Below are 13,302 nucleotides of genomic sequence, written 5' to 3'. Positions count from 1 at the left end.
TGCGTAGCAGCCCCAAAACCTTCGATATAAGGCAACCTGACTCTCCGGGGTGACGGATTTAAGGGCTGCTGCGCAGCCCAGCGGGGATGAATCCCCTCGCCACAAGGGGATGTGTTCAGCTATTCAAAGGCTGGTTACTTGCACACGTCAGCAATAGCCTCAGCCAGCAAATCCAGGCGCGTGGCGTCGATGCCTGCCACGTTGGCCCGGCCTGTGCCGACCATGTACACGCTGTGGCGTTCGCGCAGGAGCCTGACCTGTTCCGGCGTCAGGCCGGTGTAGGAAAACATTCCCCGTTGCACGCCGATATGGGCGAAGCGCTCACGCAAACCGTGGGGTTCGAGCGCTTCCAGCAGGCCGCTGCGCAACTGTGCAATGCGCAGGCGCATGGTCTGCACTTCGTCGGCCCACAGGCTTTTGAGGTCCGGGTTGCCCAGGATCGTCGCCACAACCGCCGCGCCATGGTCCGGCGGCGTCGACCACAGGTTGCGGGCGATGTTTGCCAGTTGGCTGCGGATGTCCACCAGTTTCTCGGCATCGCCGGCGCAGACGATCAGCGCACCGGTGCGGTCGCGGTACAGGCCGAAGTTCTTCGAACAGGAACTGGTGATCAGGACTTCAGGCAGTGCCTGGGCAAACAGCCGGACGGCCCAGGCGTCCTGCTCCAGCCCATCGCCGAAACCTTGATAAGCGAAGTCGATCAACGGCAGCAGGTTGCGGCTGCGCATCACTTCCAGCACCTGGCGCCATTGTTCCTGGGTCAGGTCGAAGCCGGTGGGGTTATGGCAGCAGGCATGCAGCAATACCACATCGCCCTTGGGTGCCTGGCTCAGGGTCGCCAGCATCGCTTCGAAATCCAGGCGATTGTCGGTGCCCACGTAGGGGTAATGGCTGGCCTTGACCCCGGCGGCGGCGAAGATGGTTTCGTGAATCGGCCAGGTCGGGTTGCTCAACCAAACGCCGCGGCCCGGCAGGCACTGGGCAATGAAGTCGGCACTCAGGCGCAGGGCGCCGGTGCCGCCCGGCGTCTGGGTCGCACCGACGCGGTTGTCCTTGATCAGCGTTGAGTCGGCGCCCAGCACCAGTTCATTGATCAACTGGCCGAACGCGGCGTCGCCATGACCGCCGATGTAGGTCTTGGTGCTCTGGCGGTCCACCAGGCGCTGCTCGGCCTGTTTGACTGCCGCAAGAATCGGCGTCAGGCCCTGGGCGTCTTTATAGACGCCCACGCCCAGGTCGAACTTGCCCGGATTGCTGTCTGCCGCGTAAGCCTCCATCAGGCCGAGGATCGGATCGCCGGGCACCCGGCCGATGGCATCGAAATGCATTACTTGCGGCCCTCGGCGGTCTTGGCCACGTCATCGGTGCGGGCGGCCATGATGAAGTCGTTGCGGTGCAAGCCCTTGATGGAGTGGCTCCACCAGGTCACGGTGACTTTGCCCCATTCGGTGAGCAGACCCGGGTGATGACCTTCGGCCTCGGAGATTTCCCCAACGGCGTTGGTGAAGGCCAGGGCGTGCTTGAAATTCTTGAACAGGAAGACTTTTTCCAGCTGCATCACGCCGTCGCGCACTTCGATGTTCCAGTCCGGGATCTGCTTGATCAGTACCGGTAGTTCTTCGTCGCTGACTTGTGGCGCGTCGGCGCGGCAGGCTTCGCAATGGGCTTGGTTCAGAGTGTTCATGGTGTGTTCCCGGATCGAATATTTGAAAAACGTCGATGCACTCACGCTAAAGCAAAGCCGCGTTGTGCAACAGACTCAATTGAGATTAAAAGACGCGGTTCACGCAGCTTTTGGCGGAAATTTCGGAGCGTGCAGGCCCAGTTCGCGACCACGCTTGACCATGCCCATGATGTCTTCGTGGGCCAGGTCGAACAGGCGCTTGAGCTCGGGGAGCACGAAATACACCGGCTGCAGGATGTCGATGCGATACGGCGTGCGCATGGCTTCCAGCGGATCGAAGGCTTGATGCTCCGGCTCGTCCGACAGGCAGTAAACAGTTTCCTTGGGCGAAGACAGGATGCCGCCACCGTAGATGCGTCGGCCTTGCGGGGTTTGCACCAGGCCGAACTCAATGGTCATCCAGTACAAGCGCGCCAGGTAGACGCGTTCTTCCTTGGAAGCCTGTAGGCCGAGTTTGCCGTAGGTGTGGGTAAATTCTGCAAACCAGGGGTTGGTCAGCAGCGGGCAGTGGCCAAATATCTCGTGGAAAATGTCCGGCTCTTGCAGGTAATCCAGTTCTTCGCGGGTACGAATGAACGTCGCGACGGGAAACTGCTTGCTGGCGAGCAATTCAAAAAAGGTCTGGAAGGGGATCAGCGCCGGTACCCGGGCCACTTGCCAACCGGTGGTTTCACCCAACACCTTGTTGATTTCACCCAATTGCGGAATACGGTCGTGGGGCAGGCCCAGCTTGTCGATACCGTCCAGGTACTCCTGGCACGCACGGCCTTCGATGACTTTGAGCTGGCGGGTGATCAGCGTGTTCCACACCGCGTGTTCTTCGGCGGTGTAGTGAATAAAACCTTGCGCATCGGGCTCGCGGGCCACGTATTGCGTCTGCTTCATGCTGCTCTCCTGCTGATTTCCCTCTGGGGGACGGCTTGTTTGTTGTTATGTCCAGCGATGCATTAGAGATAACCCGAAGCAGGGATGTGTGCAGCAGGCAGACAAGAGCGGGTATCGCGATAAAGGTGTGGTTTCGTAAAGTTTTCGTTACAGGGCTGGCTGTTCTTCGCTATTGTCGGGTTTTTCGACTGGGAAATGGCCTACAACTGTCACATAATCTTGACGTTTATTTGCGCTGCCACGCAGAAAAAAAACTTGTGGCGAGGGAGCTTGCTCCCGCTGGGCTGCCAAGCAGCCCGCTCTCCCATGCTTGCATATACATCGATATCGGGCCTTTTCATGCGCATCAAAGTCCATTGCCAGAACCGCATCGGCATCCTGCGGGACATCCTCAACCTGCTGGTGGAGTACGGCATCAACGTCGCCCGCGGGGAAGTGGGCGGTGAGCACGGCAATGCGATTTATCTGCACTGCCCGAATCTGATCAACATCCAGTTTCAGGCGCTTCGCCCGAAGTTCGAAGGCATTGCCGGGGTCTTCGGCGTCAAGCGGGTGGGGTTGATGCCCAGTGAACGTCGGCACATGGAGCTCAACGCGCTGCTCGGCGCCCTGGAGTTTCCGGTGCTGTCCATCGACATGGGGGGGGGCATCGTCGCCGCCAACCGGGCTGCGGCGCAGTTGCTCGGGGTGCGAGTGGACGAAGTGCCGGGGATTCCACTGTCCCGGTACGCCGAGGATTTTGACCTGCCGGAGCTGGTGCGCGCCAATCAGTCACGCATCAACGGCTTGCGGGTAAAGGTCAGGGGCGATGTGTTTCTGGCGGATATCGCGCCACTGCAATCGGAGCACGACGACAGCGAGGCCATGGCCGGTGCGGTGCTGACGCTGCATCGGGCGGACCGGGTGGGCGAGCGCATTTATAACGTGCGCAAGCAGGAGTTGCGCGGCTTCGACAGCATTTTCCAGAGTTCGAAGGTGATGGCCGCTGTCGTCCGGGAAGCCCGACGCATGGCGCCACTGGATGCGCCGCTGTTGATAGAAGGCGAAACCGGCACTGGCAAAGAGTTGCTGGCTCGCGCCTGTCACCTGGCGAGTCCGCGCGGGCAGTCACCGTTGATGGCACTCAACTGTGCGGGATTGCCCGAGTCCATGGCCGAGACCGAACTGTTCGGCTACGGCCCGGGTGCTTTCGAGGGGGCCCGGGCCGAAGGCAAGCTCGGGTTGCTCGAACTGACCGCCGGAGGCACGTTGTTCCTCGACGGGGTAGGGGAAATGAGCCCGCGCCTGCAAGTGAAATTGCTGCGCTTTTTGCAGGACGGTTGCTTCCGTCGTGTAGGCAGCGATGAAGAGGTGTACCTGGATGTCAGGGTGATCTGTGCGACCCAGGTGGATTTGTCCGAGCTCTGCGCCCGAGGGGAATTTCGTCAGGATCTGTACCACCGTTTGAACGTCCTTTCGCTGCACATCCCGCCCCTGCGCGAATGCCTCGACGGCTTGATGCCGCTGGTGGAACATTTTCTTGACCAGGCCAGTCGGCAGATTGGCTGTGCGCTACCGAAACTGGCCCCGGCGGCGATGGACCGTCTCAGCCACTACCACTGGCCAGGCAACGTTCGGCAGCTGGAAAACGTGCTGTTCCAGGCTGTCTCCCTGTGTGATGGCGCAACGGTGAAAGCCGAGCATATCCGTCTGCCGGACTACGGCGTGCGTCAGCCCCTGGGGGACTTTTCCCTGGAGGGCGGGCTGGACGACATCGTCGGGCGATTCGAGAAAGCCGTGTTGGAGCGGCTGTATTCCGAACACCCCAGCAGCCGGCAACTGGGCAAGCGGCTGGGGGTTTCCCATACGACCATTGCCAATAAGTTGCGTGAGTATGAGGTGGGTAAGGCCGGCTCATAATAGTTGCTTGCCTGTTGTGTTTGGTGGGGACTTCTATCGCGAGCAGGCTCGCTCCCACAGGGGTATCGAGTGTTCAAAATCCTGCGAGCACCCAAGATCCATGGTGGGAGCGAGCCTGCTCGCGATGACGGCAGTAGCCGTTGCCAGAAGGTCAAGCGTTGCCACCAAACGGCATGACACCGCCGGTTTTTCGTCTTCGATACATTTCCCCATATCCCTTCAAGAACCCTGAAGCCCTTTGTTTGTGCGGCTCGACGGCGCCAGAAAAAAGTTGGTCTGCAAATTGCTTAGTGCTCAGCAGTACAGCAGTGGACGGCAAACGTCCGGCATGCAGAGGAACGACAGTGGACAAGTACCTTTATGTGGCAATGACCGGCGCCAGCCAGAACGCACTGGCGCAGCGGGCCCATGCCAACAACCTGGCGAACATCTCCACCAACGGTTTTCAGAAAGACCTGGAGCAGGCTCGTTCGATGCCGGTGTTTGGCGACAGCTTTCCGGCGCGGGCATTTGCCATGTCCGAGCGTCCAGCCACTGACTTCACCCCTGGCGCGCTGGTGGAAACCGGCCGCGACCTCGACGTGGCAGTCAGCGGGCCGGGCTGGATGGCTGTGCAGAACCCTGAAGGCGGTGAAAGCTACGTGCGCACCGGCAGCCTCAACGTTGACGCCCTGGGCGTGCTGCGGGCCGGCAACGGTATGCCGGTGATGGGCAACGGTGGTCCGATCGCCGTGCCGCCAGAGCAGAAAATCGAAATCGGCCAGGACGGCACCATCAGTATCCGCGCCATGGGTGAAGGCCCGCGCGTGATGGCTGAAGTCGACCGCATCAAGCTGGTCAACCCGGATCTTCGCAACATGACCAAGGGCCTGGACGGCACCATCCGCACCAAGGACGGCCAGCCGGCTGTCATTGATGCCAACGTGCAACTGGTGTCGGGTTTCCAGGAAGCGAGCAACGTCAATGCCGTGGACGAGATGACTTCGGTGCTGGCCCTGGCCAAGCAGTTCGAGCTTCACGTCAAGATGATGAACACCGCCAAAGAAGGCGACGAAGCCATGGCTCGGGTCTTGCAGATCTAATCATTAATTACAGCGTCGCGCCGAAAAACAGGCGTACGAGGAGAATCGAATGCTTCCGGCTCTTTGGGTTGCCAAAACAGGTCTGTCCGCCCAGGACACCAACCTTTCTACTATTTCCAACAACCTGGCGAACGTGTCGACCACGGGTTTCAAGCGTGATCGCGCCGAGTTCCAGGACCTGCTGTACCAGGTCAAACGCCAGCCAGGCGCCCAATCGACCCAGGACAGCGAATTGCCGTCGGGCCTGCAAGTTGGTACCGGTGTGCGCATCGTCGGCACCCAGAAAAACTTCACCGCCGGTAGCCTGCAAACCACCGAGCAGCCGCTGGACATGGCCATCGACGGTCGCGGTTTCTTCCAGATCCTGCAGCCCGATGGCACCACGTCCTACACCCGTGACGGTACGTTCCACCTCGATTCCAATGGCCAGATCGTCAACGCCAGCGGTTTCGCCCTGGAACCGGCGATCATCATCCCGAACGACGCCCAAACGTTCACCGTGGGCCGCGACGGCACCGTGTCCATCACTGTGGCGGGCAACCCTGCTTCGCAGGTGATCGGCAACCTGCAGACTGCCGACTTCATCAACCCGGCCGGCCTGCAAGCGGTGGGTAACAACCTGTTCCTGGAAACCGCGGCCAGCGGCGCGCCACAAGTCGGCACGCCAGGCCTGAACGGCTTCGGTACCACGCTGCAGAACACCCTGGAAACGTCCAACGTGAGCACCGTGGAGGAGATGGTCAACATGATCACCACCCAGCGCGCCTACGAGATGAACTCCAAGGTGATCTCCACCGCCGACCAGATGCTCTCGTTCGTTACGCAGAATCTGTAATCACGTCTATAGGGCGGCCTGAGGCCGCCTGCAACACCAAGAGGTAGGGTCATGAATCGCTTCGTATCTGTTCTGGCACTGAGTGGAGTTACTGCGCTCGCGGGCTGTGTCGCGCCAACGCCCAAAGCCAATGACCCGTACTACGCTCCGGTGTTGCCGCGCACGCCGTTGCCGGCCGCTGCCAACAACGGTTCGATCTACCAGGCTGGCTTCGAGCAGAACCTGTATAGCGACCGTAAGGCTTTCCGGGTTGGGGACATCATCACCATCACCCTGAACGAACGGACCCAGGCCAGCAAGAACGCCAACTCGCAGATCGACAAGACCAGCGAGACCAGCGTTGGCCTGACGTCGTTGTTCGGCTCCAGCCTGACCACCAACAATCCCATCGGTGGCGGGGACCTGAGCCTCAACGCCGGTTATGGCTCCGACCGGGCCACCAAGGGCGACAGCAAGTCCGGACAGAGCAACAGCCTGACCGGCTCGATCACCGTGACCGTCGCCGATGTGTTGCCCAATGGCATCATCGTTGTGCGGGGCGAGAAGTGGCTGACCCTCAACACCGGTGACGAACTGGTGCGCATCGCCGGCATGGTTCGCGCCGATGATATCGCTACCGACAACACCGTCTCGTCGACCCGTGTAGCCGATGCACGTATTACCTACTCGGGCACCGGTGCTTTTGCCGATGCGAGTCAGCCAGGCTGGTTCGACCGTTTCTTCCTCAGCCCGAAGTTCCCTTTCTAGGTGGCCCAGTTGAATCTTAAGCGGTTGAATCTCAAGCAGCTGTTGATGGGGGCACTGCTGATGTCGGCGGCCTTCACCGCTCAAGCCGAGCGTCTGAAGGACATCGCCAGCATTTCCGGCGTGCGCTCCAACCAGTTGATCGGCTATGGCCTGGTCGTGGGTCTCAATGGCACGGGCGACCAGACCACCCAGACCCCGTTCACCCTGCAAACCTTCAACAACATGTTGTCGCAGTTCGGCATCAAGGTGCCGGCGGGTTCGGGCAACGTGCAGTTGAAGAACGTGGCGGCGGTGTCGGTCAGTGCCGACCTGCCGGCGTTCGCCAAGCCCGGGCAGCAGGTGGATATCACTGTTTCGTCCATCGGTAACTCCAAGAGCCTGCGCGGCGGCACCCTGTTGTTGACGCCGCTCAAGGGTATCGACGGCAACGTCTACGCCGTCGCCCAGGGCAACCTGGTGGTGGGTGGCTTTGACGCCGAAGGCCGTGACGGTTCCAAGATCACCGTCAACGTTCCGTCGGCTGGCCGCATTCCTGGTGGTGCGTCGGTGGAACGTGCGGTGCCGAGCGGTTTCAACCAGGGCAACAGCCTGACTCTGAACCTCAACCGTTATGACTTCACGACCGCCAAGCGCATCGTTGACAAGATCAATGACATGCTCGGCCCTGGCGTGGCACAGGCCATCGACGGCGGCTCGGTGCGCGTCACCGCGCCTCTGGATCCGAGTCAGCGGGTCGACTATTTGTCGATCCTGGAGAACCTCGAAGTCGATCCGGGCCAGGCGGTTGCGAAAGTCATCATCAACTCGCGCACCGGCACCATTGTGATCGGCCAGAACGTCAAGGTTTCACCCGCCGCGGTGACCCACGGCAGCCTGACCGTGACCATTACCGAAGACCCGATCGTCAGCCAGCCTGGACCCTTGTCCAACGGCCAGACCGCCGTGGTGCCCCGTTCGCGGGTCAATGCCGAGCAGGAAGCCAAGCCGATGTTCAAGTTCGGCCCGGGCACTACCCTGGATGAAATTGTCCGGGCGGTGAACCAGGTCGGCGCGGCGCCGGGCGACTTGATGGCGATTCTCGAAGCCTTGAAGCAGGCCGGCGCGTTGCAAGCCGACCTGATCGTGATTTAAGGAACGAGCCATGGATATGCGCAAGGGCGCTTTGATCAGCGGGGATTCGGGTTCCTACTCGGACCTCAATCGCCTGAACCAGCTCAAGGTCGGCGACAAGAACAGTGACGGCAACCTGCGCAAAGTGGCGCAGGAATTCGAGTCGCTGTTCATCGGTGAAATGCTCAAGTCCATGCGTGCGGCGACCGAGTCGATGGGCAAGGACAATCCGCTCAATACCGCTGAAGCCAAGCAGTACCAGGAAATGTACGACCAGCAGTTGGCCGTTTCCATGTCTCGCGAGGGCGGTGGTATTGGCCTGGCTGACGTGCTGCTGCGCCAGATGTCCAAGAACAAACCCCTGGTGTCAGGCGAGGCGGCAACGCTGTCGGCCGGCAAGCAGGAGCAAGCGTTGGACGAGGCCGTCAAGGCCCCGGTGCCGACGCCCATTGCCGCCGGCACGTTGCCCGACGGGCCATTGTCGCGCTCCAACGGCCAGCGTCCGCTGTGGGCTTCGCGGGCCGTGAGTGCGCCGCAAGGGGCGGGCGAGGGCGTTCACCGCAACGACATGGAAATGCTCAACCAGCGCCGCCTGGCTTTGCCGCCAAAACTGGCCGATCGGCTGCTTGCCGGGTTGGTGCCTTCGGCTGCCGTCGCGCCTGACGTCAAGGCGCAGAATATTTTGCCGGATCGTGCCATCACCGCCGTCAAGCCTGCCACCGGCGAACTGGCCAATGGCGACTGGCTGGCCGCGCTCAAGGCGTCAGAGCCGAGCGAGTCCATGCAGGTGTACGGGCGTGCCGTGGCGCAGCCACCCCTGGCGCCAGCCCGCAAGGCCTTCCGCGATGCTGACGAGTTCGTCGATGCCATGCTGCCAATGGCCAAGGAAGCCGCGGACCGTATCGGCGTGGACCCTCGTTACCTGGTGGCCCAGGCGGCCCTGGAAACCGGCTGGGGCAAGTCGGTCATGCGTCAGCCTGATGGCAGCAGCAGCCACAACCTGTTCGGTATCAAGGCCAGCAAGAACTGGACGGGCGATTCGGCGCGGGCGATCACCAGCGAATTCCGCAATGGCGAGATGGTCAAGGAGACGGCCCAGTTCCGTTCCTACGCTTCGTATCGCGACAGCTTCCATGACCTGGTCAATCTGCTGCAAAGCAACAGTCGCTATCAAGATGTGCTGAAGTCGGCCGATAACCCGGAACAGTTTGTGCGTGAGTTGCAGAAGGCCGGTTACGCCACCGACCCGAACTACGCCAGCAAGATTTCGAATATAGCCCGGCAGATGACCAGTTACCAAAACTACGCTTCGGCTGGCGCCACTACGACTTTATAAGGTCTGAACCATGAGTTTGCTCAACATCGGGATGTCGGGTCTGTCCGCAAGTCAGACCTCATTGGTGACCACGGGTAACAACATTGCCAACGTTGATACCGCCGGTTATTCGCGTCAGCAGACCGTGCAGACCACCAAGGCGTCCAATCAATACGGCAACGTCTTCATCGGCTCCGGCACCACCCTGGCCGATGTGCGCCGGGTCTATAACGCCTACCTTGAAGCGCAGTTGAAGACCACGACCTCGCTCAACAGCGATGCGGCCGCGTATCAAGGGCAGATCACCCCGCTCGATGCCTTGCTGTCGGACAGCGGCACGGGCCTCAATGGCGCGCTGACCAAGTTCTTCGCCTCGGTGCAGAACGTCAACGCCAAGCCGGGCGATGATGCGTCCCGTCAGTTGCTGCTCAGCGATGCGCAAGCCTTGAGCAATCGTTTCAATTCGGTCGCCAGCCAATTGACGGAGCAGAATCAGAACATCAACGGCAACCTGTCGAGCATGGTCGATCAGGTCAACAAACTGGCTACCACCGTCGCTCAGTTGAACAAGAAAATCGCCGAAGTCTCCAACTCCGGCGGTGCTCCCAACGACCTGCTCGACGCCCGCAACCAGACCATTCTCCAGCTCTCGGCCTTCACCGGCACTCAGATCGTGGAGAACGGCAGCAGCCTGGACATCTACTTGGGTTCCGGCCAGCCGTTGGTGATGGGCAATACGGTCAACACCCTGGAAACCGTGCCGGACAAGAACGATCCGGGCCGCCTGGGGATCCAGCTCAATAGCGGTTCCAGTGTCATGGACCTCACCCAGGTACTTACCGGCGGCGAGATCGGCGGCCTGATGCGCTATCGCAGCACTGTGCTTGACCCGGCCATGAATGAACTGGGCCGCGTGGCCCTGGTGGTCGCCGACCAGATGAACGCGATCCAGGCCTCGGGCATCGACAAGAACGGCGCCTTCGGTTCCAACCTGTTCACCAACATCAACAGTGCCGCGCAGATGAGTCAGCGCAGTATTGCCGCGTTGAACAATAGCGCCGGTTCCGGCAACTTCAACGTGGCCATCGAAGACACCGGCGCGCTGACCACCAATGATTACAAGGTGAAGTTCACCAGCGCCACCGACTACACGGTCCAGCGCCTGCCTGACGGCACTTCGATGGGTTCGTTCAATACCGCGACGACGCCGCCGCCGGTGATCGACGGCTTTTCGATGACCTTCGCCAATGGCACCGCTGCCGCTGGCGATTCGTTCAAGATCACCCCGACCCGCAACGCGGCGACCAGTATCAAGACCGAGATGACCGACTCCAAGCGACTGGCGATTGCCGCGCCGCTGGGCGCAGCCATCGTGCCGGGCGGCAGCGGTACGCTGACCATTCCGGCCAGCGGCCAGCCGACCATGACGTCGCAGTTGGACATCTACGACGAAGCCACCACCACCATCATCCAGAACGGCATCAAGACCTCGATGCCAGTCAAGGTGGTCTTCGGCGCGACGTCCGCCGACGGTACCAGCCAGGCTTACCAGTTGCTCGATGCCACGGGTGTCGAGATCAGCAATGGCACGATCAAGCCCGGCCAGAGCAATACCTTGAGCCTGAGCGTTCCACTCAAGGATGCCAGCGGCAACCCGATCATGGATTCCTCGGCACCGCCGGTGCAGCGTACCGTCACCTTCGACATGTCGATTGCTGGCGCACCGTCCAACGGTGCCGCGATCGATGTGAGCGTCAGCCAGGCCGGCAGCCTGGATAACCGTAACGGCACTGTCCTGGCCGGTTTGCAGACTGCCAAGACCGTGGACACCGGTTCCGCCAGCAAGGGCATTTCGTTGAACGATGCCTACGGCAAGCTGGTGGAGGGCGTAGGTTCCAAGGCCGCCCAGGGCAAGCTCGACAGCGCTGCCACCGGCGCGATCCTGGATAACGCCAAGGGCGCTCGCGATTCGCTGTCGGGCGTGGACCTGGACGAAGAAACCGGCAACCTGGTCAAGTATCAGCAGTACTACACCGCGTCTTCGCAGATCATCAAGGCTGCGCAGGAAATCTTCAGCACATTGATCAACAGTCTTTAAGGAGTCGTAGCCCATGCGAATTTCTACCGCCCAGTTTTACGAATCCACGGCTGCGAACTATCAGAAAAACTTCGCCAATGTGGTCAAGACCAGCGAAGAGGCCAGCAGCCTGGTGCGCGTCAATACCGCTGCCGATGACCCGGTAGGGGCTTCACGTCTGCTGCAACTGGGCACACAGGCCTCGATGCTGGCTCAGTACGAAACCAACGCCAACACCATCAAGGCGACGCTGGGCACCACTGAAGCGGTGATGACCAGCATTGGCAACGTGCTGCAGCGCGCCAAGGAATTGGCCGTCGGTGCCGGCAACGCTGGCTACACCGACGCCGACCGCCAGGCCAACGCCTCGGAGCTGGCGCAGATCGAAGAGCAGTTGCTCAGCCTGATGAACAGCAAGGACGAAAACGGCAAGTACATTTTTGCCGGTTCCAAGGGCGACACCATCCCGTTCACCCGCAACAACGATGGCAGCTACAGTTACAACGGTGACCAGGTGACCCTCGACCTGCCGGTCGGCGATACCATGTCGATGGCCACCAACAGCACCGGCTGGGAAGTGTTCCAGCAGGCCGTCAACACCAGCCGCAGCCAGGTCACCATGACCGCGCCGGCGGTGGACGATGGTCGCGTGGTGCTGTCCAATGGTCAGGTCTCGTCCAGTGTCAGCTACAACAGCAAATTCCGCAGCGGCGAACCCTATACCGTGGAATTCACCAGCGGCACGCAGCTGAGAATCACCGACTCCGGCGGCAACGACGTCACCGCCGAAGCCAGCCAGGGCGGCGCTTTTGATCCCAGCAGCAAAAAAGGTCAGGCGGTGCAGTTCCGTGGTCTGGAACTGACCCTGAACATCAATCTGCAAACCGGTGATGATGCCAATACCGTGTTGCCGGGCCATACCTTCACCCTGGCCGCCAAGCCGGACACCTTTGCCGCGACCCGCAGCCCGGGCAACCCGACCACCGTCCAGGTCACGGGCAGCGAGATCACCGACCCGGTGGCGTATCACGCCAGTTTCCCTACCGGTTCGGCCGTATTGAAGTTCACCAGCGCCACCGACTTCGACCTGTACGCCGCGCCGTTGACCGCCAACAGCCAGCCGGTGTCCAGCGGCACCCTGGCCGGCAACGTGGCCACCGCCTCGGGCGTGAGCTTCACCCTGGACGGTACGCCCGGTGCGGACGATCAGTTCAGCATCGCGGTCAATACTCACGAGACCCAGAACATTCTGGACACCGTGAACCAACTGAAAACCGCGTTGAGCACGCCAACCAACAACGATCCGATTGCGCTGCAAAAGCTGCAGGCTTCGCTGGCCTCCGGTATTGGCAACCTGGCCAGCGGCACCGATCAGTTGTCCAGCGCCTTGAGTTCGGTAGGTGGGCGTGGTCAGGCTCTGGAAACCCAAAGCGACACGAACCAGAGCCTGTTGTTGGCCAATAGCCAGACCCAATCGTCGATCCGCGATTCCGATCCGGCCGAAGTGATGACCCGCTTGACGTTGCAACAGACCATGCTGCAAGCCTCGCAACTGGCTTTCAGCAAGATCACCCAACTGGGCCTGTTCAACAAGATCTGAGCCGGTATCGACCGAGCCGCCAACCGTCTTTTTTAAGCGGTTCCGGGGCTCCGGCCTGAAAAGGTCGG

General features: G+C 61.0%; 11 protein-coding genes. 8 read left to right on the top strand and 3 right to left on the bottom strand.

The genetic code is table 11. The features are described from left to right. Positions 1–134: 134 nt before the first annotated feature. The 3 genes from HQ912_RS20310 to phhA all read right to left on the bottom strand — a co-directional run bounded on the left by HQ912_RS20310 (position 135) and on the right by phhA (position 2,569). On the bottom strand, positions 135–1,328 hold the full coding sequence (locus HQ912_RS20310) for an amino acid aminotransferase (protein WP_047226213.1): 1,194 nt from the start codon (positions 1,326–1,328) through the stop codon (positions 135–137). Continuing rightward, positions 1,328–1,684: a 4a-hydroxytetrahydrobiopterin dehydratase gene (locus HQ912_RS20305; RefSeq protein ID WP_003184087.1), complete on the bottom strand. Its 357-nt coding sequence runs from the start codon at positions 1,682–1,684 to the stop codon at positions 1,328–1,330. Before HQ912_RS20305 ends, HQ912_RS20310 begins: the two co-directional genes overlap by 1 nt. A gap of 99 nt (positions 1,685–1,783) precedes the next feature. Beyond that, positions 1,784–2,569, bottom strand: a complete 786-nt coding sequence (phhA, locus tag HQ912_RS20300; RefSeq protein WP_047226214.1) for a phenylalanine 4-monooxygenase — start codon at positions 2,567–2,569, stop codon at positions 1,784–1,786. Between the two features lie 339 nt (positions 2,570–2,908). Here phhA and HQ912_RS20295 point away from each other — a divergent pair, with 339 nt between their 5' ends. From HQ912_RS20295 to HQ912_RS20260, 8 genes are all read left to right on the top strand, one after another. Further along, positions 2,909–4,468: a sigma-54-dependent transcriptional regulator gene (locus tag HQ912_RS20295; RefSeq protein ID WP_173407224.1), complete on the top strand. Its 1,560-nt coding sequence runs from the start codon at positions 2,909–2,911 to the stop codon at positions 4,466–4,468. A gap of 344 nt (positions 4,469–4,812) precedes the next feature. Continuing rightward, positions 4,813–5,550, top strand: coding sequence for a flagellar basal body rod protein FlgF (locus tag HQ912_RS20290; protein WP_047226216.1), 738 nt, complete (start codon positions 4,813–4,815; stop codon positions 5,548–5,550). Positions 5,551–5,599: 49 nt separating this feature from the next. After that, positions 5,600–6,385, top strand: a complete 786-nt coding sequence (flgG, locus tag HQ912_RS20285) for a flagellar basal-body rod protein FlgG (RefSeq protein WP_047226217.1) — start codon at positions 5,600–5,602, stop codon at positions 6,383–6,385. A gap of 51 nt (positions 6,386–6,436) precedes the next feature. Continuing rightward, entirely contained in the window at positions 6,437–7,132 is a 696-nt protein-coding gene (gene flgH, locus HQ912_RS20280) for a flagellar basal body L-ring protein FlgH (RefSeq protein ID WP_047226218.1), read from the top strand. A gap of 45 nt (positions 7,133–7,177) precedes the next feature. Next, positions 7,178–8,263, top strand: a complete 1,086-nt coding sequence (locus HQ912_RS20275) for a flagellar basal body P-ring protein FlgI (RefSeq protein WP_160892017.1) — start codon at positions 7,178–7,180, stop codon at positions 8,261–8,263. A gap of 10 nt (positions 8,264–8,273) precedes the next feature. Then, a complete protein-coding gene (flgJ, locus tag HQ912_RS20270) occupies positions 8,274–9,578 on the top strand; it encodes a flagellar assembly peptidoglycan hydrolase FlgJ (protein WP_173407223.1) in 1,305 nt (434 codons plus the stop codon). A 10-nt stretch (positions 9,579–9,588) separates the two neighbouring features. Next, entirely contained in the window at positions 9,589–11,655 is a 2,067-nt protein-coding gene (gene flgK, locus HQ912_RS20265; RefSeq protein ID WP_047226220.1) for a flagellar hook-associated protein FlgK, read from the top strand. A 13-nt stretch (positions 11,656–11,668) separates the two neighbouring features. Next, the gene (locus tag HQ912_RS20260) at positions 11,669–13,234 is read left to right on the top strand and encodes a flagellar hook-associated protein 3 (RefSeq protein WP_047226221.1); all 1,566 of its coding nucleotides are present in this window, start codon (positions 11,669–11,671) and stop codon (positions 13,232–13,234) included. The last annotated feature ends 68 nt before the right edge of the window (positions 13,235–13,302 follow it).

This window comes from Pseudomonas sp. MPDS (assembly GCF_013283895.1).
Classification (GTDB): Bacteria; Pseudomonadota; Gammaproteobacteria; order Pseudomonadales; family Pseudomonadaceae; genus Aquipseudomonas; species Aquipseudomonas rhizophila.
This window is presented reverse-complemented; position numbering and strand designations above follow the sequence as displayed.

Bases quoted from the DNA above. Each gene is read 5' to 3' on its own strand.
- HQ912_RS20310 (WP_047226213.1), bottom strand. From the start codon at position 1,328: ATGCATTTCGATGCCATCGGCCGGGTGCCCGGCGATCCGATCCTCGGC.
- HQ912_RS20305 (WP_003184087.1), bottom strand. From the start codon at position 1,684: ATGAACACTCTGAACCAAGCCCATTGCGAAGCCTGCCGCGCCGACGCG.
- phhA (WP_047226214.1), bottom strand. From the start codon at position 2,569: ATGAAGCAGACGCAATACGTGGCCCGCGAGCCCGATGCGCAAGGTTTT.
- HQ912_RS20295 (WP_173407224.1), top strand. From the start codon at position 2,909: ATGCGCATCAAAGTCCATTGCCAGAACCGCATCGGCATCCTGCGGGAC.
- flgG (WP_047226217.1), top strand. From the start codon at position 5,600: ATGCTTCCGGCTCTTTGGGTTGCCAAAACAGGTCTGTCCGCCCAGGAC.
- flgH (WP_047226218.1), top strand. From the start codon at position 6,437: ATGAATCGCTTCGTATCTGTTCTGGCACTGAGTGGAGTTACTGCGCTC.
- HQ912_RS20275 (WP_160892017.1), top strand. From the start codon at position 7,178: ATGGGGGCACTGCTGATGTCGGCGGCCTTCACCGCTCAAGCCGAGCGT.
- flgJ (WP_173407223.1), top strand. From the start codon at position 8,274: ATGGATATGCGCAAGGGCGCTTTGATCAGCGGGGATTCGGGTTCCTAC.
- flgK (WP_047226220.1), top strand. From the start codon at position 9,589: ATGAGTTTGCTCAACATCGGGATGTCGGGTCTGTCCGCAAGTCAGACC.
- HQ912_RS20260 (WP_047226221.1), top strand. From the start codon at position 11,669: ATGCGAATTTCTACCGCCCAGTTTTACGAATCCACGGCTGCGAACTAT.